This window comes from Acidithiobacillus marinus, from assembly GCF_002847505.1.
Classification (GTDB): Bacteria; Pseudomonadota; Gammaproteobacteria; order Acidithiobacillales; family Acidithiobacillaceae; genus Acidithiobacillus; species Acidithiobacillus marinus.
This window is the reverse complement of the sequence record NZ_MXAV01000020.1, coordinates 72237-95855: the sequence shown is the minus strand read 5'-3', so window position 1 is coordinate 95855 and position 23619 is coordinate 72237. Positions and strand designations below refer to the sequence as shown.

Annotated in this window: 26 protein-coding genes; 7 read left to right on the top strand and 19 right to left on the bottom strand. The window is 51.4% G+C overall.

From position 1 onward, the window contains the following. From B1757_RS05740 to B1757_RS05730, 3 genes are all read left to right on the top strand, one after another. The coding region (locus B1757_RS05740; protein WP_253253733.1) for a sensor histidine kinase at positions 1-968 on the top strand (968 nt) is incomplete at its 5' end. Continuing rightward, positions 965-1318, top strand: a complete 354-nt coding sequence (locus B1757_RS05735) for a response regulator (protein WP_101537403.1) — start codon at positions 965-967, stop codon at positions 1316-1318. The genes B1757_RS05740 and B1757_RS05735, both read left to right, overlap by 4 nt. After that, complete coding sequence (locus tag B1757_RS05730; protein WP_143484227.1) at positions 1299-3389, top strand: EAL domain-containing protein; 2091 nt, start codon at positions 1299-1301, stop codon at positions 3387-3389. The genes B1757_RS05735 and B1757_RS05730 overlap by 20 nt, the downstream gene beginning before the upstream one ends. Here B1757_RS05730 and motB read toward each other — a convergent pair. From motB to B1757_RS05710, 4 genes are read right to left on the bottom strand one after another with little or no spacing between them, the layout of a single operon-like run. Beyond that, positions 3283-4293, bottom strand: a complete 1011-nt coding sequence (gene motB / locus B1757_RS05725; protein ID WP_253253732.1) for a flagellar motor protein MotB — start codon at positions 4291-4293, stop codon at positions 3283-3285. The genes B1757_RS05730 and motB overlap by 107 nt on opposite strands. Before the next feature lie 6 nt (positions 4294-4299). Next, positions 4300-5160, bottom strand: a complete 861-nt coding sequence (gene motA / locus B1757_RS05720) for a flagellar motor stator protein MotA (protein WP_101537401.1) — start codon at positions 5158-5160, stop codon at positions 4300-4302. Positions 5161-5173: 13 nt separating this feature from the next. Continuing rightward, positions 5174-5677, bottom strand: a complete 504-nt coding sequence (locus B1757_RS05715) for a flagellar basal body-associated FliL family protein (protein WP_101537400.1) — start codon at positions 5675-5677, stop codon at positions 5174-5176. A 38-nt stretch (positions 5678-5715) separates the two neighbouring features. Further along, positions 5716-6144, bottom strand: a complete 429-nt coding sequence (locus B1757_RS05710; protein ID WP_101537399.1) for a flagellar protein FliS — start codon at positions 6142-6144, stop codon at positions 5716-5718. Positions 6145-6286: 142 nt separating this feature from the next. On the opposite strand from B1757_RS05710, the gene B1757_RS05705 reads away from it, so the two are divergent. The 4 genes from B1757_RS05705 to B1757_RS05690 all read left to right on the top strand — a co-directional run bounded on the left by B1757_RS05705 (position 6287) and on the right by B1757_RS05690 (position 10874). Beyond that, positions 6287-7162 carry a GGDEF domain-containing protein gene (locus tag B1757_RS05705; RefSeq protein WP_101537398.1) on the top strand — a complete coding sequence of 292 codons (876 nt, stop codon included), beginning with the start codon at positions 6287-6289 and terminating at the stop codon, positions 7160-7162. A 254-nt stretch (positions 7163-7416) separates the two neighbouring features. Further along, complete coding sequence (locus B1757_RS05700; RefSeq protein WP_101537397.1) at positions 7417-8736, top strand: ISAs1 family transposase; 1320 nt, start codon at positions 7417-7419, stop codon at positions 8734-8736. Then, the gene (locus B1757_RS16010) at positions 8717-9172 is read left to right on the top strand and encodes an ISAs1 family transposase (protein WP_140391020.1); all 456 of its coding nucleotides are present in this window, start codon (positions 8717-8719) and stop codon (positions 9170-9172) included. Before B1757_RS05700 ends, B1757_RS16010 begins: the two co-directional genes overlap by 20 nt. Before the next feature lie 352 nt (positions 9173-9524). Next, positions 9525-10874 carry a sensor domain-containing diguanylate cyclase gene (locus B1757_RS05690; protein WP_101537396.1) on the top strand — a complete coding sequence of 450 codons (1350 nt, stop codon included), beginning with the start codon at positions 9525-9527 and terminating at the stop codon, positions 10872-10874. On the opposite strand, the gene B1757_RS15370 is transcribed toward B1757_RS05690, so the two are convergent. The 15 genes from B1757_RS15370 to fliJ form a co-directional block, all read right to left on the bottom strand. After that, complete coding sequence (locus B1757_RS15370; protein ID WP_172437619.1) at positions 10853-11008, bottom strand: hypothetical protein; 156 nt, start codon at positions 11006-11008, stop codon at positions 10853-10855. The two genes, B1757_RS05690 and B1757_RS15370, sit on opposite strands and share 22 nt — an antisense overlap. Positions 11009-11061: 53 nt before the next feature. Next, the gene (locus B1757_RS05685) at positions 11062-11805 is read right to left on the bottom strand and encodes a flagellar motor protein (RefSeq protein WP_101537395.1); all 744 of its coding nucleotides are present in this window, start codon (positions 11803-11805) and stop codon (positions 11062-11064) included. A 15-nt stretch (positions 11806-11820) separates the two neighbouring features. Next, complete coding sequence (fliA, locus tag B1757_RS05680) at positions 11821-12546, bottom strand: RNA polymerase sigma factor FliA (protein WP_101537394.1); 726 nt, start codon at positions 12544-12546, stop codon at positions 11821-11823. After that, positions 12546-13448: a MinD/ParA family protein gene (locus B1757_RS05675; RefSeq protein WP_253253731.1), complete on the bottom strand. Its 903-nt coding sequence runs from the start codon at positions 13446-13448 to the stop codon at positions 12546-12548. The genes fliA and B1757_RS05675 overlap by 1 nt, the downstream gene beginning before the upstream one ends. Beyond that, positions 13441-14634 (bottom strand): flagellar biosynthesis GTPase FlhF, encoded by a 1194-nt coding sequence (flhF, locus tag B1757_RS05670; RefSeq protein ID WP_101537393.1) that lies wholly within the window; start codon positions 14632-14634, stop codon positions 13441-13443. Before flhF ends, B1757_RS05675 begins: the two co-directional genes overlap by 8 nt. Positions 14635-14680: 46 nt before the next feature. Then, positions 14681-16732, bottom strand: a complete 2052-nt coding sequence (gene flhA / locus B1757_RS05665; protein ID WP_101537392.1) for a flagellar biosynthesis protein FlhA — start codon at positions 16730-16732, stop codon at positions 14681-14683. Positions 16733-16735: 3 nt separating this feature from the next. Continuing rightward, on the bottom strand, positions 16736-17863 hold the full coding sequence (gene flhB / locus B1757_RS05660; RefSeq protein WP_101537391.1) for a flagellar biosynthesis protein FlhB: 1128 nt from the start codon (positions 17861-17863) through the stop codon (positions 16736-16738). Between the two features lie 25 nt (positions 17864-17888). Next, positions 17889-18680 (bottom strand): flagellar biosynthetic protein FliR, encoded by a 792-nt coding sequence (fliR, locus tag B1757_RS05655; RefSeq protein WP_101537390.1) that lies wholly within the window; start codon positions 18678-18680, stop codon positions 17889-17891. Next, a complete protein-coding gene (fliQ, locus tag B1757_RS05650) occupies positions 18677-18949 on the bottom strand; it encodes a flagellar biosynthesis protein FliQ (protein WP_101537389.1) in 273 nt (90 codons plus the stop codon). The genes fliR and fliQ overlap by 4 nt, the downstream gene beginning before the upstream one ends. Positions 18950-18958: 9 nt before the next feature. After that, a complete protein-coding gene (gene fliP, locus B1757_RS05645) occupies positions 18959-19621 on the bottom strand; it encodes a flagellar type III secretion system pore protein FliP (RefSeq protein ID WP_301179155.1) in 663 nt (220 codons plus the stop codon). Positions 19622-19662: 41 nt separating this feature from the next. Next, positions 19663-20139: a flagellar biosynthetic protein FliO gene (fliO, locus tag B1757_RS05640; protein WP_172437617.1), complete on the bottom strand. Its 477-nt coding sequence runs from the start codon at positions 20137-20139 to the stop codon at positions 19663-19665. 80 nt (positions 20140-20219) lie between these two features. After that, the gene (gene fliN, locus B1757_RS05635; RefSeq protein ID WP_253253730.1) at positions 20220-20741 is read right to left on the bottom strand and encodes a flagellar motor switch protein FliN; all 522 of its coding nucleotides are present in this window, start codon (positions 20739-20741) and stop codon (positions 20220-20222) included. Next, positions 20742-21755: a flagellar motor switch protein FliM gene (fliM, locus tag B1757_RS05630; RefSeq protein WP_101537387.1), complete on the bottom strand. Its 1014-nt coding sequence runs from the start codon at positions 21753-21755 to the stop codon at positions 20742-20744. Between the two features lie 38 nt (positions 21756-21793). After that, positions 21794-23119, bottom strand: coding sequence for a flagellar hook-length control protein FliK (locus B1757_RS05625; RefSeq protein WP_253253729.1), 1326 nt, complete (start codon positions 23117-23119; stop codon positions 21794-21796). Between the two features lie 56 nt (positions 23120-23175). Next, positions 23176-23616 carry a flagellar export protein FliJ gene (gene fliJ, locus B1757_RS05620; RefSeq protein ID WP_101537386.1) on the bottom strand — a complete coding sequence of 147 codons (441 nt, stop codon included), beginning with the start codon at positions 23614-23616 and terminating at the stop codon, positions 23176-23178. Positions 23617-23619 lie beyond the last annotated feature (3 nt).

Sequence of the window (23619 nt, the reverse complement as noted above, 5' to 3'; positions counted from 1 at the left end):
GAGGAACCATGCAAGAGATATCGAATCAGCTCTGCCAGGCAGTAAATGGTAACTTCAACTTTGTGGTGCACTGCTCCACAGCCGACGAGGAAGCCGAAAAATTGACTTTATTAGTCAATTTTGTTTTGAGCGCTGCGGCGCGCGCCATAGATCAACGCGAACAACAGACAGCGAATCTTGATAAAATCGTTGCCGAACGTACGGCCATGCTCACCGAGGCGAAAGAAGCCGCAGAAGCAGCATCACATGCCAAAAGTCAATTTCTCGCCAGCATGAGTCACGAACTTCGTACGCCCTTGAATGCTGTCATTGGTTACAGTGAATTAATCCTGGAGGAACTGGGGGATGGCACAGTCGGAGACAATACCGAAGCAGACCTGATTACTATTCGCGATGCCGGAAGACATTTACTCAGCCTGATTAATGATGTTCTTGATCTGAGCCGCATCGAATCAGGACAGACAGATATTTTTCCTGAACATTTTGACCCTTTGACTTTTACCCGTTCAACAGCCGCCACATTGCAGCCTCTCATCCAAAAAAATGGGAATACTCTGGAATATGCATTACCTGATCAAGCTGATCGGGTGTTGAATGATTTGGGGAAAATACGTCAATGTTTGATTAATATACTGGGTAATGCGGCAAAATTCACGGAAAACGGTCGGATTGTTATTGGTTATCAAGAGACAATTGCATCAGATCAGATACGCTACGGTGAATGGTGGGTTCGTGATACTGGTCCAGGAATAGATGCCAGCCAAAAGCAAAAAATATTTGAAGCTTTCACTCAGGCAGACAGCTCTATCAATCGCCGCTATGGTGGAACAGGTCTGGGTTTGGCCCTTTCTGCCACCTTGTGTCAATTGTTGGGCGGAAGTATCCGGGTAGAGAGTACCCCAGGGGAAGGTTCCACTTTTACCATTTCAGTGCCTGTCTGTTATCGATATCCCGGAGAAACCGGATGATAGTCCTGGTGGCAGAAGACGATCCCCGTAATCGGGACATGCTGGTCCGTCGCCTGATACGTCGTAATTATACTGTCATGGAAGCAGAAAATGGCTTACAGGCCATTGAACAAGTGAAAAGACAAAAACCGGATATCATTTTAATGGATATTGCCATGCCGATTGTCAATGGCTGGGAAGCCTTGGAAAAAATCCGCTTTTTATATCCCGAAGTTCCGATAATCATACTCTCGGCACATTCTATGATTGACGATCAACGTCGCGCAATTACCGCCGGGGCAGCAGCTTATCTTTCCAAGCCTATCGATTTCGAGAGGTTATTAAATACCATTGAACAATACAGAAGCTAATGATCAGCCGCAACATATCCTTATAGTGGAAGATGACATTCCAAGTCGACAGCTTATGCTGCGGCGGCTCAGAAATAGTGGTTGGTCCGTTATGGAAGCAGCGGATGGTCCTTCGGCTTTGACAATCATCGGGCAGCAAACACCCTCAGCCATTCTCCTGGATATGGGCTTACCCGGCATGAATGGTCTGGAGGTATTACAACAGATTCGTAAAAATCACACGTCACTCACCCTGCCCGTTATCATGGTGACCGCCTTTGATGAAAAGGATTATCTGGTTCAAGCCTTGGCTGATGGAGCGAACGATTTTGTCAACAAGCCCGTAGACTTCAGCATATTAAAAGCACGGTTAAAAGCCCACCTGGATTTGTCGGCGACAAGTCAACGCTTCATCAACCTTCAGGCGCGACAAGAACTCATCTTGCGCGGCGCTCATGATGGCATTTGGGAGTTAGATGTCCAGTCACAACAATTGCGCCATTCACAACGCTGGTTGGATTTATTACAATGCCATAACAATCTAAAAAACATGAGCATAGCTCAATGGATTGACCGAATTCACCCTCAGGACCAGCAGCATGTAGAACAGTTCATTCATGACTTTATCGCCAACCCTACCTCAGATACCTTAAGCCTTGACTATCGGATCAGACGGGAGGATGGCCATTATTTATGGATACATACACGCGGCGCAGCAGATTCAAATCCACAAGGACAGCTCACCTATATTGCTGGAACCCATACTGATATCAGCAAGGATCGTTATCAACATCGTGTTACCGGCCTGGCAAATATTGAATACTTATCGGATTACTGGCTGAGCATACAGTCGTTGATACCCGAGCACTCCATCTCATTATTAGCCATCTTGCTTGATCATAATGCATCAACCCCGGACAATCGCAATCACTATCGCGCTTTTATGACTGAACTTGGTCAATTTATTCACAACAAAACGCCATCGGTTGTACAACTGGGTACAGGCAAAGATCCAAATCAGCTACTGATATTTATCGACAAAAGTGATTCAGATAATCAACTCCCGGCCGCAATTGAAGAGCTTATCTGCACGCTCGTGGATGAAATTATTCATAAATATAAAAACATACTCACCATCAATTATCACTGCGGCTTTCTAAACTCAGGAGAACGATTAGCAGATTTTGAGGATTCCTGCGCAGCCGTTTTCGCCGCAGCTGAGCATGCTCATCAGCATAGAAAACATATACAGATTTTCGACAAGGAAATGCAGAATACTTTTAACAAGCGAAAAACAATCATTCAGAAAATGTCTGGAGCGATAACGCATAAGCATATTCAACCGTGGTTGCAACCCATTATCATGAATGGAACCACCCTCGTAGGATTTGAAGCCTTGGCGCGCTGGGAAGACGCAGATCTTGGCAGAATCCACCCCGTTGATTTCTTGCCCCTCGCTGAAGAAAGCGGACAATTGTCCATGCTTACCAAAACCATTCTTGACCAAGCGCTACACATCCTTTCCACACTCATCAAACAAGGCACCATTCATGAGCAAATTTATGTTTCTGTAAATTTTGAGGCTGAACAATTAGTTGATCCCCAATTTGAAAACCTGCTGGAAAGTACTATTGATCACCATGACTTGCATCCGCGGCATCTAAGCATAGAACTCATAGAATCAAACTGGCTTGATGTAAACTCTGCTTTACGCGAGCGATTGGAAAAATTACGCACACAGGGATACAAACTTGTCCTGGATGATTTCGGTACGGGCTATTCTTCACTCAGCATGCTGAACCAGTTACCCTTCAGCACACTAAAAATTGATCAAAGTTTTGTTCGCCGCATGCTCAGCGAGCATTCTACCTGCGCTCTGGTCAAATCCATCATCGCCATTGGCAAGGCACTGAATCTATCTATTATTGCAGAGGGTGTCGAGACCTTGGAAGAAGAACAGTTTCTCCTACAGTCCGGCGTTAATATTACCCAGGGCTTTTTTCGGGGGCGACCAATGGCAATGGATGTCCTCCTGAAATGGTTGGAGGACCATCCCCAGGGGTCGATAAAGGAGCAGGCTCTCCACCGATGATCTTTTTAACTGCTAAGACATCATTCACCCTTCTTTCCATTTTTTGATTGCTGACAATGCGTAATGCCGCTTTTTGACTGAGCACCACGATACTCACTCGTCTGTTCAACGGTGAATCAGGTTCCTTGGGTACATACAGCACGGCAGAGCCCATACCCACTACTCGCAGAATTTTACTTTCATCCAGGCCATTCTGTACCAGAATCTGACGCACGGCATTGGCCCGTCCTGCCGACAGGTTGAAGTTACTGTATCCCTTGCCGCCATTGGCATAGCGTAACGCATCAGTATGTCCCGTAATGCTGATCTGATTGGGCAGCTGGTTCAAAGTCGGCGCTATGGCCTTGAAAATCACCTGAGCATAGGGCTCCAGACTCGTACTGCCATTGGGAAACATGGAGCGTTTTGCGCTATCTACCACCTGAATACGTAGCCCCTCGGGCGTGATATTGATGAGTAACTGATGCCGAAATGCTGCCAGAGCGGGGTTGCTGGCAATTTGTGCGTCCAGCACTTTTTTCAGATGCTCCAGATTTTCATGATCCACCTGTTCACTCACGGCCGTCAGGGTGGGATTACTGGCAAGATTTTGCCGTTTTGCTCCGCGTTGAATCTCACCCACTGTCTTTGTCAAGTTTTTGCCACCGCCTGGCAAAATCGAGTTGGATGACCCACTGCCAGGACCGCCCATGAGAGAAACCCGCTCAGGATTTTTGAACCATTGGGCAATACCTTGCAACTGTGCCTTAGTTGTGGAACCCAGTAACCACATTAACAAAAAGAAAGCCATCATGGCGGTAATAAAATCCGCGTAGGCAATTTTCCAGGCACCACCATGACCGCCACCGCTCACTTTTTTGATGCGCTTTATGACAATTGGCTTGTTTTTTCCATCGTCAGCCATAATGGATCACTTTCCCTTGAGTTCCCGCAGATGATTATCCAACTCCTGAAAACTGGGGCGTTCGGTGGAAAACAACACTTTACGGCCAAATTCTACTGCCACTTGAGGCGGATAAGCATTCATCGTGGCCAGCAAAGCCACCTTAATACATTCAAAAATTTTGCTGCTTTCTGCCGCACGATCTTCCATACGTGATGCCAAAGGAGATAATACAGCGTAACCCAAAAGAATACCCAGAAATGTGCCCACCAATGCCGCCGCAATCAGTTCACCCAGAACTGAGGGTGGTTTATCCACTGAACCCATCGTATTGACCACACCCATGACTGCAGCGACGATACCAAATGCGGGCATACCATCGGCAGTACGGGTTAAAGCATGAATGGGAATTTCCATTTCGCGATGATGGGTATCAATATCCACATCCATGAGGTTTTCCATTTCAAAAGCCCCCAGATTGCCACCAATCATCAGCCGCAAATAGTCGGTCAAAAATTCCATCACATGATGATCAGACAAAATACGCGGATATTTCTTGAACATTTCGCTGGATGCCGGATCATCCACATCGCCCTCGATGGACATCAGTCCGCCCTGGCGTATTTTACTAAAAAGCTCATTCAACAGACTGAGCAATTCCATGTATATCGCTTTATTGTATTTTGAACCCTTGAACGCCATGGGTAGCGCTTTGATGACCGCTTTAAAGGTGCGCGGAAAGGTCGCAGCAAAAAAAGCACCAAAAGCTCCCCCAGCGATCATCAGTAGCTCATAAGGCTGAATCAGGGCAGCAATGGCCCCACCTTCAAGCATGAAGCCACCAAAAATAGCGCCCAGCGCAATGACATAACCGATAATCAGAAACATGGATTAAGTCTCATTATTGGACGACAAAGCTGGCAAAATACACAGATGCTATGGGCGGCGCTTTATCCGCAGGCGGATTTTTAAGTGCTCCGCCATCGGTTTCGAGTATTTGATTTACCTGTGCTTTTATTTTTTGCAGAAGTTGATCACGCACGGCTGGTTGACTTACGGTATCCGCATTCTGGGCGCTTAACAAAAGTAAAATCCCATTACGAATCTCGGGCATGAAAGTCTTCACCGATGTCTCAACAGAAGGGTCATAGGTTTTCAACTGAATTTGCACCTGAATATAATGCGTACTTCCATCAGCACTTTGCAGATTGGTCACCAGTGAACCCAGATCAATGAACTTGGTATTCTGCAGTTTTTGCTGGGCCACCTCTGCAGGTGTCGGAGCTGCAGTGGAGCGGAGCATGAACCACCATATGGCTGCGCCACCTATGACTATCAGCAGTACTATCACCGCAATCAACATGATGACCAACTTGCTTTTTCCTGCTTTTTTTTCTTCCGCCATGGCGTCCTTGCCTGTATTGTTTCAAAATGAATCGTGAATCATGCGCCAAGCATATCATTAAAATCTATCATCCTTGGAATCTGCCCGTGCTGCGCTTTTTCATGTAGGCAAGACCACTCCAGACGTAAATCCTGAACAACCAGATCACAGCGTTTAAGCGCATCCAGGTCATTGAACATATTACAATAAGCCAGCTTCAGCAAGAGATAACGATACAAGCGATCCAGCTGGATCATGCGCTCTCTGCTCGTCTGTTCTTCCAGACGCAGGAGCAGATGTTGCACCAGATGTTCGACGCGATCTATGGCTACTTTCTTGGCCGCATAGTCGCGGCGTTCCAAGGCAGTCCTGATACGTAACAAATAGGCTTCTACTCCTTCAAGCCCGAGCTGCATCAGTTGTGTACCGTTTTCCTGAGAGCATTCTGGCTGTTGATAGTGAATCGGTGACTGGGATGGTTGAGGCATGTCTACTCTCCTGCGGCTGCTCAATATCCTAACGGCACATCCTGCAAAATACTGAAGTGGCCATCCTCATCATGACGACAAGCACCACCAGAATGAATGGCATGGTACTTGCTTTAATTTCTGCGACGATGCGAGGTAAGCCATGACTGCAAAAAATCTACGCTTCACAACATATCCAATTGATCAAGATCCGGATAATCATACCTATCTGGAAGATCTGGTGAATTTTTACGAGGCCTGGAAAGACTACTGGCAACTATGGTTGCGCGAAAACTTGCAGGGGCGCGCGCTCCCCAGACAAGCTGAACAAACCGTACTCCAAGCCTTGCATGGGCCGGAGTCGCGTATTCCGGAAATTTATCGCATTTTTTGGCGAGATCTGCAGGAAAGCTATCATGGTATTGTGCATCAGATGCAGGAAATCCAGGCCTCAACGGATTACGAATCCGGATTATTGGCAGTGATGCCTGCGGCCGAAGCGCTGGAACGACAATGTTTTGACGAGATCGTCACATTCAGTAAAAACATGGGCGAAGTGGATCCCCTTACCGGACTGCTTAATCGCCGTCGCATGGAACAAGACTTGGCTCGCGAGCAGTCTTTGGTGGATCGCGGCGCATCTGCCTATATTGCCATGCTAGATGTGGATCACTTCAAAAAACTCAACGACCAGTTTGGACATGTCAATGGAGACCGCGTTCTGAAAGAACTGGCAGATCGTCTTCGCGCCCAACTACGTCCTTATGACGGACTGTATCGCTATGGTGGTGAAGAGTTTTTTGCCTTGTTCCCGGGAATGAAAAAAAACTGTGCCCTGCTCGCTGCCCAGAGACTGTGTCAAAAAATCGCCAGTGAACCTTTCCGGCTTGATCAAGGACAAAGCGTTCACGTCACCATTTCTACCGGAATAACCACGCTACTCCCGCAAGTACCTGCTAAAGAACGAGTAGTCATTGCCGATGCGGCTCTTTATCAGGCCAAGCATGAAGGTCGCGATCAGGCCCGCCTATTACCCTGACAGCAGCTTTGTGGTATCAGCAATCCCTTTCTCTTTTTCTGAATAACCATTACGATACGGGCAGGATAATCATAAAACTGAGGATTCAGCAGCGTGCCCTCCAAAACTCCCGCAGAAATTGCTCGAGAAGCTCTAAAAAGTCTCATGGAGCAGGGTCTGTCCAGGGCCCTGTCAACCTTCCATCTAAGCTGCTGATGGAGTAGCACAAAGGGTTTTTCTGGACTTCTCAGGATGAATGCGGTAACTTTTGCCGCATGGAAGTCCCAACTCTCACCGAAAACCAGCAAGCCAGCCTGCACCGTGTTCAGGTGCGACCCATCCTGCCCACGGAGCGGGAACGCTGGAATACGCTGATGCAAACGTATCACTACCGGGGCTTTCGCACCTTGGCGGGCCGTAACCTGCGCTATGTGGCTACGCTCGATGGTCGCTGGGTAGCGTTACTGGGCTGGCATGCCGCCGCTTTTCAATGCCAGGCGCGGGATCGGTGGATCGGCTGGTCCTGGATCTTGCGCCGCCAGCGCTTGCATCTCATCGCCAACAATGCCCGTTTTCTGATCCTGCCCGGAGAATCCTTCCCGAATCTGGCGTCCCGTATTCTGGCGCTGAACCTGCACAGGCTCTCTGCGGACTGGCAATCCGTCTATGGGCATCCCATCGTGCTGGCTGAGACCTTTGTGGAATCCCCCCGTTTTACCGGTGCCTGCTACCGGGCCGCCAACTGGGTGGATGTCGGCGGAACCAAGGGCTTCGCCCGCCGTCCCGGTGGTGGCTATGTCCACCACGGCCAACCTAAACGTCTTCTGCTCTTTCCTCTCCATCCACAGGCGCGGGCCTGGTTGGCCCAGCCGCAGCCCCAACTCGAATGGACCCATACCCCCATGCAAACCGTGACGTTGAGCGACGCGCAAATGGAAGGCTTGCGCCAAATCTTTTTCCGCCTTCCCGATACCCGCAGCAAACTAGGCAAGCAGCATCCCCTCCCGGCCATCCTGACGGTGGCCGTGGCCGCTGTCCTGACGCGGGCCGAAAGTTATGCCGCCATCGCCGAGTGGGGCGGTCGCTTGACCCAGGCTCAATTGAAGCGCATCCGCGCCCGATTCGATCCCAAAACCAAGCGCTACCTCGCCCCCTCCGAACCGACCATCCGGCGCGTCTTGCAAGGGGCCGATGTGGAGGCGCTGGATGCGGCGATCGGCGCCTGGCTACTGGGTACGGCGGGCTTTGAAGCGGTGGCCGTCGATGGCAAAGTCCTCAAAGGGGCCGCACGCGCAGACGGCGCTCAGGTGCATCTGCTCAGCGCGTTCCTGCATGGACAGGGGGCCACCATCGCGCAAAAAGAAATCGCCCGGAAAACCAACGAAATTCCAGAACTGCGCAACCTGCTCCAGGACGTCAACATCGCGGGCAAGGTCGTCACCGCCGATGCCCTGCATACCCAGCGGGAGACCGCCCGCTTCCTCGTCGAAGACAAGAAAGCCGATTATCTCTTCACCGCCGTCAAAGGCAATCAACGAAAACTCCGCGACCGTCTGACGTGCCTCCCTTGGGGCGATTTTCCCCCTCAACGCTGAAACCACAGAGGTCGGGCATGGCCGCTTTGAATACCGCAAAATCATCGTCGCCACCCGGGCAACCGGCCTCCATTTTCCGCATGTCGGACAAGCTTTCCTGATCCAACGCTCCACCATCAACAGCAAAGAGGGCACGATTCGGGATGATTATGCCTTCGGACTCACCAGCCTGACCCCGGATCGTGCCACGCCCGAAAATCTGTTGGGCTTGGCCCGTGGTCACTGGGAAATTGAAAACCGGAACCATCATGTCCGCGATGTGACTTTCCACGAGGACCTCTCCCAAGTCCGTACCCAGAACGGTCCCCATATGATGGCGACCTTGCGCGAACTGGCCATGAGCATTATGCGTCTCACTGGCGTCAAGAATATCGCCAAAGCGTGCCGGGATTTCGCCGCCAGCGCGCACAAAACGCTCCGCCAACTCGGATACTGAGGCGCCACCACGGGGTTTACCTATCCGAGAATAGCTCCGGAGGGCGAGCTGCGTCCGTCAGCCACCCCATTCACGATTCTGCACCCAAAATCGCCTGAAAATGCCGCATTTCCACCAACTATAGCCCCTTCAAACCACCATTAAAATCAGTGGCGAAAACCTCTGCTACTATATCTGGCGAGCTTGACGGAGCCCTGAGGGTCTGTCGCCTACTCCTGAAATATACGCGCGCTTTTATCGGGACATCTCCGGTGAAACATCTCCGGTCACTGCCGACTGGCCGGCACTGTTGCAAAGACTCTGCACAGAATGGGAAAGATCCCAATCCGGGTTATCTCACCTGCAAAAAATATTGTCTAAAAACAAAATTTTTGAGGAAAAAGATGCATTCCTGTTATCGCAGAAACTGGATAAGCAACTCAGCCAGTGGGAAAAGCTACCCACCCGTGAGATTACAGCAGAGCGCATAGAAACCCGTGACCACAGCGTTTCAGGCGACGTTTGCAGCGACTGGAAGCATTTGTGGAAAACCACGGTCAAACACAGCCTCCGCCACGAAGATACGGTGAGCACTGGTGTCCTGGCGCAAATTGACAGCCTTTTCAAAGCTCCCAATATCCACCCGGAAAATCTTCTGCCTTTGGCCAGATCGCTATGGTCCCATCAACACGAACTGGATACCAAAGCAGAAAAAATACGCCAGGGATTGCAAGAACTCTTGCAGCTTCTTCTGCGCAATGTTGCAGACCTCCTCGATAATGATGCATTTCTATCAGGTCAGTTGGATGTTGTACAACTGGCTGTACAATCTGCACAAAATGATCAAGAGCTTGAACTGGCCATTAACGGAGTGAAAGAAGTCATTTTTCAGCAGGGCAAGCTGAAATCAGAAGTGCGTGAAGCCCGAGAGGCCATTCGGGACCTTGTGAATCTGGTACTGATTTCTGTGGAAAGCATGGCTGGTGAAGATGGTCGTAATCATCAACAATTGGAAAGCCTCGCCAACGAGCTGGAAAGTGCTAAAGATTGGCAGCAAATCCGTCAAATTGTCAGTGCTGTGGTCAGTACGAGCAAAAAAATCACCAGGCAATCTGCTGAAACCAGAAATGCTTTGTTGCAGGCAAAAAACCGCCTGCACAGTGCTCAAGAAAAAATTCGCAAGCTCGAAGACGAGCTGGAATCCATCAGTCAACTGGTGCATGTAGACCCCCTGACCGGTTTATTGAACCGCCGAGGCTTAAAGGCGGCTTTTGCCCGAGAATCCGCCAGAGCCCAGCGCCAGAATCAGCCCCTGGCAGTAGCCATTGTTGATTTGGATCATTTCAAGCAAGTCAATGACCAGTATGGACACGATCTGGGTGATCGGGTTTTACAGGGGATGGCCAGGATTCTGCAGAATACCCTGCGCGCCAATGACGTCATCACCCGCTATGGTGGCGAGGAGTTTGTGTTGCTGATGCCCGAAACCTCCGCTGAAGAGGCCAAACGCATCCTGGAACGCTTGCAACTGCTTCTTGGGCAACAGCTTTTTGAAACTCGCGACAAACCATTGCAAGTGAGTTTCAGCGCGGGCGTGACCTGTTGGCAGAAGAACAGCAGTCAGGAGCAAATGATTGCAGAAGCTGATCAAGCCATGTATCGGGCAAAAAAAGCGGGACGGAAACGCATTTTCATGGCTGATCAGGCAAACTCATCCACTTGATGCCCCGCATCATCCTTCTTGGGCTCGGGCTTTTTTTTATGCGACGACTTCGGATTTTGCTCCTTGTGCACAGGCCGCAAAGGCTGCACGGGCTGCGTACCGGTTTCGACGGGCCGGAAAGGAATATCCGCCATATTGACGCTCCTTTAATGCGCAAGAAAAAACTACCATCCCACTATACGCCAGCTTACTCAGCATAGAAACTTTGCAAACGTCCTTCAATGAGCTTGGGATTTTCCCCTTCTGCAATACTCACCAAACCTTCAATGATCATTTCCCGCAAATAATTCTGCTGGTGGACCACGCCTTTGAGCTTATTGGAGATCGGCAGGAAAAGCAGGTTGGCTGAACCCACACCATAAATGGTGGCGACAAAAGCCGTGGCAATACCGGCGCCCAACTTGGCGGGATCCGCGAGATTTTCCATCACATGAATCAAACCCAAAACGGCGCCGAGAATACCAATGGTGGGCGAATAACCTCCCGCCGATTCGAATACCCAGGCCCCTTGACGCTCCACTTCCGAACGTGAATCCATATCTACTTCCAATGTGGCGCGGATTTTAGCCGGCTCTGATCCGTCTACCAGCATCTGCAATCCCTTGCGCATGAAAGGATCATTGACCGTTTCGAGTAACCCTTCCAAGGCCAGCAAGCCATTTTTCCTGGCCGTATTACTCCATTCCAGCAGCTCCTGAATGACCGGTTGCGGGTTGGTTTTCGGCGGCAGAATAATCCACGGCAACATTTTCAGGGAACGTACAAATACCGGCAAGCGATACTGCACCATCACCGCACCTGTAGTGCCACCAATGACGATGATAAAGGCCGTCAGTTGCAGAATGGAGCTGAGTTTACCTCCTTCCAGTAATTGTCCCAGAAAGATTCCACCAAAAGCGACCAACAACCCCGCTAGCGTCAGAAAATCCATGCGATCATCCTTTGCTTATGGCGCGTCATTCCAGTCTCCCAGCTGGCTGCGCAAGCGTAAAATAGCCTGGCGCATAATCTGACTGATCCGCGATTCCGTGACATCCAACACTTCGCCGATTTCCTTCAGCGTGAGCTCATCCTGGTAATACAAGGCCAAGACCAGTTGCTCACGCTCCGGAAGATGACGGATATGGCTCTGGAGATCGCGGGCGAATTCTTCAGAACTGAGAATAGAAGCCATATCGGCCGCAGGGTCGCGTAAAAAACGTCCAGCAAAGGTCTCATTTTCACTACTCAAATCTTCCAGATAAACGATTTGACCACCAGTGTTCTGCAGGGCAGATTGATAAGTTTTGAGATCCCAACCCAACTTGCTGGCAATTTCTTCTTCTTCGGGCGGCCGCCCCAACTGCTGCTCCAGACAGCCAATGGCTTTACGAATGGATTGTTCCTTGGCGCGAGCCCGGCGTGGCAGCCAGTCCTGATTGCGCAGCTCATCCAGGATGCTACCGCGAATGCGCATACTGGCATAAGCCACAAACGCCTGATCAGTACTGTTTTCTTGTCCGGAAAGCGCATCCATCAAACCTATCAAACCGGCCTGAATCAAATCCGCAAGGTCTATATTGGCAGGAAGCCGGGCACGTATGCGTTGGGCAATGCGCTCCACCAGTGGGGAAAAGCGAGCAACAGCAGCGCTCATTTCCACCGAAGGGTCCGCCGCGCGCCGGGCACTCATCAGATAGATGACTCCGGATGCATCATCAACAATCGCTCCATGAAAAATGCCATGTGACCTGCTGCATTAAACGAATGGGGCCAGCGCTCTATCGTCAAGGCCAAATCACGTAATGCGCGGGATACCGGAGCCTCGGGGTATAATTCCACAACGGCTTTCTGAGCGCGCACTGCAGCCCGCAGAGCGGGATCTTGAGGCAAACTACCCACCTGTTCCAAAGTGACATCCAGATAGCCGTCGGCAACTTTAGCGATACGTTGAAATAAGGCGTCACCTTCTTTTTGATCCCTGACCATATTCGGCAGGACCTTGAAGCGCTTTACCCCATGATTGCGGCTCAGCACCTTAATCAAGGCATAGGCATCGGTGATGGAGGCTGGCTCATTGGATAACACCACCAGCACTTCCTGAGCAGCCTGACTGAATGTCAGCACATCACCAGCGATACCGGCAGGCAGGTCAATCAGCAGATAGTCCATATCCAGGCTCAGGTCCCCAATACCCTGAATCAGATTGGACTGGGACTGAGCGTCCAGATTGGCCATGCGCGCCACGCCACTCGCCGCAGGTAAAATGCGAATATTCCAGGGGCCGCTGATCAACACCTCATCCATGCTTTTTTCACCGGAAATCACATGAGACAAGTTGAAGCGCGGACTCAGTCCCAACAGCACATCCACATTTCCCAAACCCAGATCCGCATCAAACAGCAGGGGTTTGGCACCTTGCTGGGCCAGTGCAACGGCCAGATTCACCGCCACATTGGTTTTCCCCACCCCCCCCTTACCGCTGGCTATCGCAATCACTTTTATCGGCTTTCTGGCACGCATGCGCCGTAATCCTTCTGCCTGGTCCAATATTCCCTCATCCTGAATAGCCATATCTCCATTGGATTTATTCATAGCGGCTGCCATGGTAACGATTCACCGCGTCATGCACCAGTGTACCCGTGCGAGGCTCCAGACTGGTTTCCAGCAAGGACAGCAATTGCTCCCAGGGGGCCTCATGCATGTCTTCCGGCACTTTTTGGCCATCGCTGTACCAGGCAACGGGCAGGTGCTGAATGGTCAACCACTCCAGTACCGCTGCAAAAGCCGGGGTTTCATCTACCTTCGACAATATGGCCCCATTCAGAGGAATGTGCGTATAAGGTTCCAAGACGACAGATAAATTCCGGCCACTGAGACTGGCCGGAATCATCAAGAAACGCTGGGCATCTGCACCAAGGGCGGCAAACCACTGGAGTTGTTCATTCAGACGCTGATCCTTGGGCCCCATGCCAATGGTGTCGATGAATATCCAAGAACGATCACGGTGCTTTTCCAGTGATCTCAAAAGATCTTCCGGCCCTTTGATGACATCCAGCGGTACCCCGAGAATCCGCGCATAAATATCCAGCTGTTCTACGCCAGCGATGCGATAAGTGTCCGTGGTCAGCAGTGCGACGGAGTGGGGACCATGACGTAACACCTGCGCCGCAGCCAGCTTGGCAATACTGGTCGTTTTACCTGAACCCGTAGGCCCCAACAACACAAATAATCCTGGTTTATCGAGAGTGGTCGGACTAATGCCAGCCTGTTCTTCCAGGGTTTTGCGCAAGCTTTCTTCCCAGTTTTGGGGCTCACCCCGCTCCAGGAAACGGGCAATCCAAGCGTCTGAAAAGCCCATTGCCAGCAAAAACTCTTTGGCGGACTTTGCTTCTGGTTGCGCTCCCCAGCGTCTTTCCACCAGCTGTTTCAGCGCCTGTAATTCATCGTGCAGCAGCGAAGCCTTATCCTCAGAACGGATATTATAATCGCGACTGGATGTGGCTTGCGGTTCATGAGTATGTGGGATGGTCTGCGCCGGTGATGCGGACACTGCTGGTGGCATTTGGGGCTTTTCAGATGCGGCGCGCAAGGGTTCCGGCCATGCGGGCACAGACTGCGTTTCATTCCATTGTTTTTCATCAAAATCAATAGCGGCAACAATCTCTACTTCGCCATCCGCTTCCCGATTGGACAAAATGACCGCTTCCGGTCCCAAAGTGAGACGAATCTGCTGGAGAACATCCCGGGTATTGGCGCCACTAAATCGTTTAATTTTCATACATACCGTCTCCTGTTAAGACACTCGCGGATGTCACCCTGCAGACTCAGGCACCCAATGTGGCGACCACCCTGATTTTTTTACTCTCGGGAATTTCCGCATAGGAAAGTACCCGCATCCGGGGCGCGCTTCTTGCCAGAAAGTGGGCCAAAAATGCACGCATGGGCGCCATCGCCAACAGCACCGGTTGCATACCTCCTGCTTCCATCTGCTGCATCAAGTCTCCTGCTTTTTCCAGTACCCGCTGCGCCAATCCCGGCTCCAGCGCTTCACCATTACTGTTGCGCAAACTCTCCTGCAATAAGTGTTCCAGCTGTCCGTCCAGCACCGCCACGGGCAGTTCGGACTGTCCAGGAAACAGCCCCTGAACAATATAAGGTCCAAGCGCCTTGCGCACAGCTGCTGTCAATTCGTCAACATCCTGACTTTGTGGCGCATGCTCCGCCAAAATTTCGACTATGGTGCGCATATCACGAATAGGTACACCTTCATTCAATAGATTTTGCAGCACTTTTTTGAGTTTGTCCGGGGACAGCATTTTCGGAATCACATCTTCGACCAGCTTGGGAGAACGGCTGGCCAGATGAGAAAGGAGCCCTTCCACTTCTTCTCGACCCAGCAATTCCGCGCCATGACTCTGCAAGATCTGATGCAGCTGTGTGGCGATGACCGTCGCCGGATCAACGACGGTGTATCCCAGCGCGACGCTTTTATCGCGTTCTTCTTTATTGATCCAGACTGCCGGCAAGCCAAAGGAAGGATCGGTGGTCGGCGTACCGCTGATTTTGCCCAGCACGTTCCCGGGATCAATCGCCAGGAGCAAATCAGGAAAGACTTCGCCTCCACCAGCCTCCACACCCTTGATGTTGATTCGATAAGCTGTGGGCCGGAGCTCCAGATTATCCCGAACATGGACTGCGGGCACCAGAAACCCGAAATCCTGGGCGAACTTTTTACGAACGCCACGAATACGTGCCAGCAATTCGCCACCCTGACCTTTATCCACCAAAGGAATCAGACGATAGCCCACTTCCAGACCCAATGGATCCAAAGGTTCGACACTGGCCCAGGTCACTTCCTCGGGTTCATTGCTGCTGGGTACCTCCGGCACTTTTTCCGGCGCTTTGGGTTGTTTGCCATACCAGACGATCCCTCCCAACAAAGCTGCAGCCCCTAAAAAGGGTAAGTGGGGCATTCCAGGAATCAATCCCAGAATAGCGAGGATGACCGCCACGATAGTCAGCACTTCCTGGTTTTGGAAGACCTGACCGATTAACTGTTTGCCCAGATCCTGACCGGTATTAACGGTACTGACGACAATACCGGCGGCAATAGAGATCACCAGCGCCGGAATTTGCGCGACCAACGCATCACCAATACTCAACAGGGTGTAATCGTGGGCGGCCGTACTTAGACTCAGGCCATGTTGCCAGATACCTATAATCAGGCCACCGATCAAATTAATAAATAAAATCAATATGGCTGCAACAGCATCCCCACGTACAAACTTGCTGGCACCATCCATGGATCCAAAAAAATCCGCTTCCTGGGCAATTTCACTGCGGCGCCGATGGGCTTCTTCCTGGTCGATAATTCCCGCATTCAAATCTGCATCAATGGCCATCTGTTTGCCGGGCATGGCATCCAGAGTAAAACGTGCGCTGACTTCGGCAATGCGGCCGGCACCTTTGGTGATCACCACAAAATTGATGATGACCAGAATGGCAAACACAATAATGCCCACCACATAGTCACCGCCCACCACAAATGCACCAAATGACTCAATGACCTGCCCGGCTGCTCCCGGACCATTTTGTCCATGCAGCAGAATAATGCGAGCGGCAGCCACATTCAGGGACAGGCGCAGCAAGGTCGTCAACAGCAATGCCGTCGGGAAAGCCGCAAACTCCAGGGGCCGCTGCATGTAGAGGCTGACCAGCAAAATGATCAAGCCCAAAGTGATATTGAAGGTAAAAAGTATATCCAGGAGAAAGGTGGGCAGCGGAATGATCAACATGGCCAGCACCATGATGACCAGTATCGGTGCGGCCAAGGTATGCCAGTTCAGTTTCTGGAGCAGGCGATTGAGCAGGTTCATCGTTTATTCTCGTTGATCCAGTTCTGCCGGCACCGACCAGGTTTCCGGCAATGGGGGATATTGCTGCGGGGTAGCAACCCGCAGTTGATATAAATAGGCGAGAAGTTCTGCGACTGCCCGATACAAACTGCTCGGTATTTCCTGTTCCAGCTCGACATGATGATAGAGCGCGCGGGCCAGCGGCGGAGCTTCGACTATTGGAATATGATGCTCGATAGCTATTTCCCGGATTTTGGCAGCAACATGGTCCATACCCTTGGCGAGCAGTACCGGGGCGCGCTGCTCTCCCTCCTTATAGCGCAAAGCCACCGCATAATGGGTCGGATTGGTCACGATCACATCCGCTTTGGGAATGGCCGCCATCATCCGCCGCCGCGCCATCTCGCGCTGCATGGCGCGTACCTTGGATTTGATTTCGGGATTACCATCGGACTCTTTCATCTCATCCTTGATTTCCTGATGGGACATTTTCAATTTTTGATTCAGAGTCCATATCTGAAAAGGCACATCAAATACCACAATCAGCAGGGTGGTTGCGGAAAGAATCAAAAAAATCAGACCACTCATATGCATCAGCTGCAAAAGTGCCCGATCGGGCGTTTCCTGTAACAGCCCGAACAAGGCGTGCCGCTGGGCCCACAACAAGGTCACGCCAAAGCCACCGATCACCAGGGTTTTCAAAACGGCTTTGACGAGTTCCAGGGCACCATGCTTGGAGATGATTTTTTGCAGACCGCTGATGGGATCCAGCTTGGTAAAATCGGGTATCAAAGATTGGGTACTGAACACCCAACCACCCACCATCAACCCTGCTGCGAGCACCGCCACCAGCAAAATCAGAAAATAAGGCAAGGCCATCCAGGTGGCCATCATCAACATGCGTGCAAAATGCCTGAGTAAATCAGTAGGATCTGTCATTTCTGGCGTAGTCAGATGCAACCCGGCATATAAAAAAGCCGAAAGATCCTGATAAATATGATCGGCAAAGCCATAAAACAGACTCGCCGAGACCAGCAACAAGACGCTGGTGGATAATTCCCGGGAGCGCGCCACCTGCCCTTTTTTACGGGCGTCCTCTTGGCGCTTCGGCGTCGCCGCTTCTGTCCGTTCCTGGGCGTTTTCTTCGGCCATCAGAAAGCCTCCTGAGTACAGATGCTCATGGTCGCGCCGCTATAAGCAGGGTCTTTCCGGCCACAGTCATGGACAAGTTGAGCAGATGTTCCACGAGCATCTGCATGGCTGGCATGAATATGTATATGGCGACGAGTCCCAGACCCAATAACAAGGGAAAACCAATCACGAATATGTTCAGCTGTGGAGCCAGCTTGCCCAGTATCCCCAAAGCAATATTCACCAGTATCAAGGTCCCCAGCACCGGGGTGGAAATCGCCAGCCCTAAAGAAAAGATGACTGCCCCTTCACTGACCAGCAAGTGCCAGGCCGAGGGATTCAGGCTAAGGTGGGTGCTGACCGGTAATACCGTAAAGCTGCGCATCAAGGTGGCCAACACCAACAATTGCCCATTCATGCCCATAAAAAGCAGCAATACCAGCAAATTGAGAAAATTGGATAAGGTGGGCACTTGTACCCCTGTCGTAGGATCAAAAAAACTACTGAAACCCAGGCCCATCTGCAAGCTGATGACTGAACCAGAAAACTGAATCACGCTGAAAATCAGGGTAACGGCAAAACCCAAGGCAAAGCCGATCAACAATTGTTGAATCAGTAATACCAACCCTTCCCCACTGAGAAAATGCACCGCCGGCATGGCCGGCAGTGCCGGTGCAATGGCCACACTGATGAGTAAAGCCAGTCCGACTCGCACCTGGATAGGTACCTGGGTAGCGCTGAATACTGGCGCCGTCGTCAGCAGAGCCAACACCCGCACGAAGGGCCAGAAGACCAGGCCGATCCAGTGTTCCAGTTGCAAGCTGCTGAAATGAATCATTGGTCGATGAGATGGGGAATTGCATGAAAAAGATGGATGGTGTAATCCATCATCAAATGCAGCATCCAGGGGCCCAGAATCACCATGACCAGCCCCATGGCGATCACCTTGGGCACAAAACTCAGGGTCATTTCATTGATTTGCGTGGCGGCCTGAAAAATACTGACCAGCACCCCGACTACCAGGGCAATCCCTAATAGGGGCGCAGCTAAGAGCAGGGTCGTCCAGACCGCCTGCTGCCCGATATCAATGACGCTTTCGGGAGTCATGTTATCCTCCTAATGGATGAAGCTCTGCACCAGTGAGCCGATCACCAGATCCCAGCCATTCACCAGAACAAACAGCATCAGCTTGAATGGAAAGGAAATGGTGACGGGCGACAGCATCATCATCCCCATAGACATCAGCACCGCCGCCACTACCAAATCGATAATGACAAAAGGAATAAATATCAAAAACCCAATCTGAAAACCGGTTTTCAGCTCAGAAGTCACAAAAGCCGGAATCAACAGGGTCATAGGGGTATCGGCTGGCGCCTGCAATTGTTTGTGCCCGGAAAGTTTCACAAACAGAGCCAGATCATCGGGTCGGGTCTGGGAAAGCATGAAAGTGCGCAATGGCCCTTCGGCCCGCGACATAGCCTCGGTCAGGTTGATCTGGTTTTGGGTCAGGGGTTGCAGGGCTTCGGTATTGAGTTTTTGAAAGACCGGGGTCATCACAAAAAAAGTCAAAAACAGGGATAAACCGACAATAATTTGACTGGGCGGCATCTGGGTAGAACCCAGAGCCTGCTTTAACAGGGACAAGACAATAATAATCCGGGTGAAAGCCGTCATCATCAGCAGCATGGCTGGCAAAAACACCAGCACGGTCATGAAAATCAGGGTTTGAATACTGAGACTGTACTCTGTGCCGCCACCAGCCTGAGGCGTTGCGGTCAAGGCTGGCAAACCTGCTGCCAGCGCCACTTGGGGTAAAAAGCCTAGTCCAGCGAGGAGGATTCCGAGGACGGTTGCTGCTTGCCGACCTTGATGTCCCCTGCGGGACTGGGTGGGGTATTGGGGCTCCATGATCCTTGCTTGCGCCTCTCCATCGCGGTACGTAACCAGCTGGCAAATGCCGTCGCTGATTGACTGGTTGTTTCGGGCAGCGGCGTCTCCAAAGTGTGCAACAGATGGATACCTGTCGGGGTCACACCCAGGAGCAATTGCTGCTCGCCAACCTGTACTAGCAAAAGACGTTCCCGCGCACCCAATGGCAGGGAACCGATCACCCGTAGCGCACCGGCAGTACTCCCCAATGAGCCTGGCTGAAAGCGTTTGAGCATCCAGATCACTACGAAAAATATGGCCAAAACAAACAGTAATGCCGCAAACAACTGCATGATGGCCATCCATGAAAAGGGACTGCCCGTTTCCATTGCCGGGGGAGTGCCCGCACAAGCTAAAGGGCTGACCATCGCCAAGAACCCGCCAAGCAGCCAAAATTTTGGCGCCGCCACTGCGGAAAATCGTCGGCTGGATGAAATATCTGAACCGCTCATCGCAATTTTTTGGCGCGCTCTGCAGGACTGATAATATCGGTCAAACGAATACCAAATTTGTCATTCACCAGCACCACTTCGCCTTGCGCAATCAGATAACCGTTGACCAGTACATCCATGGGTTCGCCGGCGAGTCGCTCCAACTCGACCACCGAGCCCTGGGCCAGTTGCAGCAGATTACGAATCTGGATTTTGGTTTTGCCTAACTCCACTGACAGCGTCACCGGAATATCCAGAATCATGTCGAGATTTTGCGCCTGAGTGCCCGCTGTACGGGAAGATTGTAATTCTGGCATGGAGACTGGAGTGGGCTGTTCAGAGGGCGTTTCGCCAGTTTGAACCGGGTCGGCAGATTGCGCCATTTCAGGCTTGGATGCTTCGGCCTGAGGCGGAGGCGTTTCCGCTGCTTCCTGTTCGCTCATCGCGGCTGCCCAATCGGCCATAATATCGTCGGCCTGCCCGTTATCTACCGGCGCTGCGCCACTTTCTGTTGGGACTTCTTGTTCTTCGACCATCATTCAGTTCTCCATGGCCGCCATGGCCGCCTGCCCGGCGAGCGTTTCCGGACATAATTGTTTTTCGACCTGTACGGCAACCTTACCGTTTGCAACACCGTATCTTCCTGAGAATACGGGAATACCATCCACTTGGGCATACACCACTTCGGGCATTTCTACCGGAATGATGTCGCCATCGCGCAAAGCCAACAATTGCCGGAGCGTGAGTTGCGTTTGCAGAAACTGGACTTCCATATCCAGTGTTGCCTCCTGCATTTCATCCTGCAAAGACTGCACCCAGCGCCGGTCAATTTCCGAACGATCCGCTGTAGTTCCAGCCGTCAACTGATCACGCACGGGTTCTACCATGCCATAGGGCAGACAAATCTCGAAAGTACCGCTTCCTGATTCCAGCTCCACATTGAAAGTGCTCACAATCACCACTTCCGTAGGTGTGGCAATACTGACAAATTGCGGGTTGACTTCCGAACGGGTTAATTCCGGATGCAATTCGGTGACGGGTGTCCAGGCATTTTTGAAATCCTTGAAAGCGAGATCCAGTAGCCTTTTGATAATACGCTGTTCCAAGGGGGTAAATTCTCGCCCTTCAATCCGCGCATGAAAACGTCCATCTCCCCCGAAATAATTATCCACCACCGCAAAAATCAGGCGCGGATCAAATACAAACAGCCCCGAACCACGCAGCGGTTTGATCTGGACAATATTGATATTACTGGGAACTACCAGCCTTCGAATAAATTCACTATATTTGATCAGGCGTACGGGACCCACAGATATTTCTGCGGTACGCCGCAGAAAATTGAACAGGCTGACGCGCCATAGTCGGGCAAAGCGCTCGTTGACCACTTCCAGGGTCGGCATGCGGCCGCGCACAATGCGATCCTGATTCGCCAGATCATAAGGGCGAACACCATCGGGATCGAGCTCCGGTTCAGGTTGGGTATCCACATCACCATCCGACATCCCCTGAAAAAGAGCATCCACTTCATCCTGAGAAAGAATATCCTGTGCCATATTGTCACCGTATAAGGAGTGTCAGGACATTGCAAGAATCATGCAAACGCGTTGACCAAGCCTAACTGTACCCTGAGCATGGTCAGCGCGGAAGGGCTGTCTCCCGCTTCTGTCAGGGTTTTGACGGATGTCGTGGAAGAGGATTTATTTTTCGAAAAAGAGCGCCCACCGCTATCCGCACCGACATTGGCCTGCCCCAGGCTCATTCCGGCCGCAGCAAAACTTTGTTGCAACTGGGGAATGGCATTGGTAATGGCTTGCAAAACCTCAGGATGAGGAGAAAAAAATGTCGCATTTGCTTGCCCGTTGGCCTGAATGTCCAGATGCACCTCCAGCGGACCGAGATGAGGAGGATTCAATTGGAGCTTGGCTTGTTGTATATCTTGACCCAAAAGCACTTGAATCTGCTGCCCGAGGGCCTGTCCCCATTGGGGGTTTGCTCCCACCGGAGCCGCAAGCACCTGCCCGGGACTACTCGCTGTGACTTGAGTAGGGAGCATACCTGCCAGTAGGGTTGCTGTACTGTTCCCCGTAAGATTACTGACAGATTCAGCCGCATTTTGGGGCGATCCATTGTGAGCATCAAACACCAGATTATTGACTGTAGCAGGAACCACAGGCTGCTTCGTGGGCGTCGTGCTGACCAGACCATGCAGCATTTTTTGCAGCAAAAGTCCCTTGTTCCCGGAGGCCAGACCATCCTGCTTTGCCACAGACGCGAACGCAGCAGATGACTTCCCATCATTCTGCAGCTTGGCATCGCTTTGCAGATGGAGCAACAGCTTGGACTGCGGGACCTGCTTATCAACCGTTCCGTCTGTCACCATATCTTCTTTGGAACGTGCCGCCGGCTCAGCAGATGGGGCGAGTTCGGATTCTGGATTCATTGGCCCCCTCTCCGCTGACATGGGCACCGGGAAGGCCATGGCCATGCCGGAAAGCAAGCTGCTGACAAGTCCCACCTGCATTTGTCCGGGGGTATCCGTTTTTTTACGACTGCCTTGTTGCGCTTTGCTCTGATGGAGGTCCTGCTGACTCAGTCCTGCTTGCGGCATGTTTTTGCCGCTCACTGGACTTGTTACTTCGGTAGCCTCAGTTGGCAACGAAACCGCAGCAGGTGGCTGCTTACTGGATTTCTGTTGTGCAGGTCGCGCATCAGGACCACCGCTACTGCCGGAGTTTTTTTTCTGCACAGCTTCCTGAGATTGCTGTTTGGCCATGACCGCTGCAAACTCACCGTGCCCTTTGTTTTCCTTGCCTGCAGAACCGGCAACCGTTTGGGCGGCACTCTGGGAAGACTGACTTCCCGGACTGGGAATGGCATTTGGAGCAGGCGTAGGGCTAACGATGCTGGTAGCCGTCATCGGTTCAATCCTCAGTTTATGAAGTGCGACAAAATTGAAGCAATTTTCACACCAGATTACTTGAGGCTAGGTCGGCGCTGTGCCCACTCATCCAGTTCTTTCTGAATCTTGCGCAGTTCTTGATCATGCTGCTCTATTTCTAGTCGTTTTGCCAAGGCTGCAAAGCCCTTTTCCCGCACCCGCGCCGAAGCCCATTCTGCATGTAGCTGGGCAACACTCTGCTGCTGGCGCAATACATTGTCTTTTTGAATCTGCAACACTTGCTCCAGTTGATGAATGAAATTCCGGGTATCCAGTGCCTGTGCCCCCAAAATACCGGATGCTTCTGCTGCCATCGCCTGACTGCGGTACTGGAGCAGATAATTATCCAGTAACTGCATTTTCTGCTCAATTTCCTGGAGTAAATTCCGCTGTTTTCCCAGGCGAACAGCCAATTCTTTTTGCTTTTTATCTGCATCATTCTGCAAAAACATCAGCACATTCTGGCGACTCATCATGAA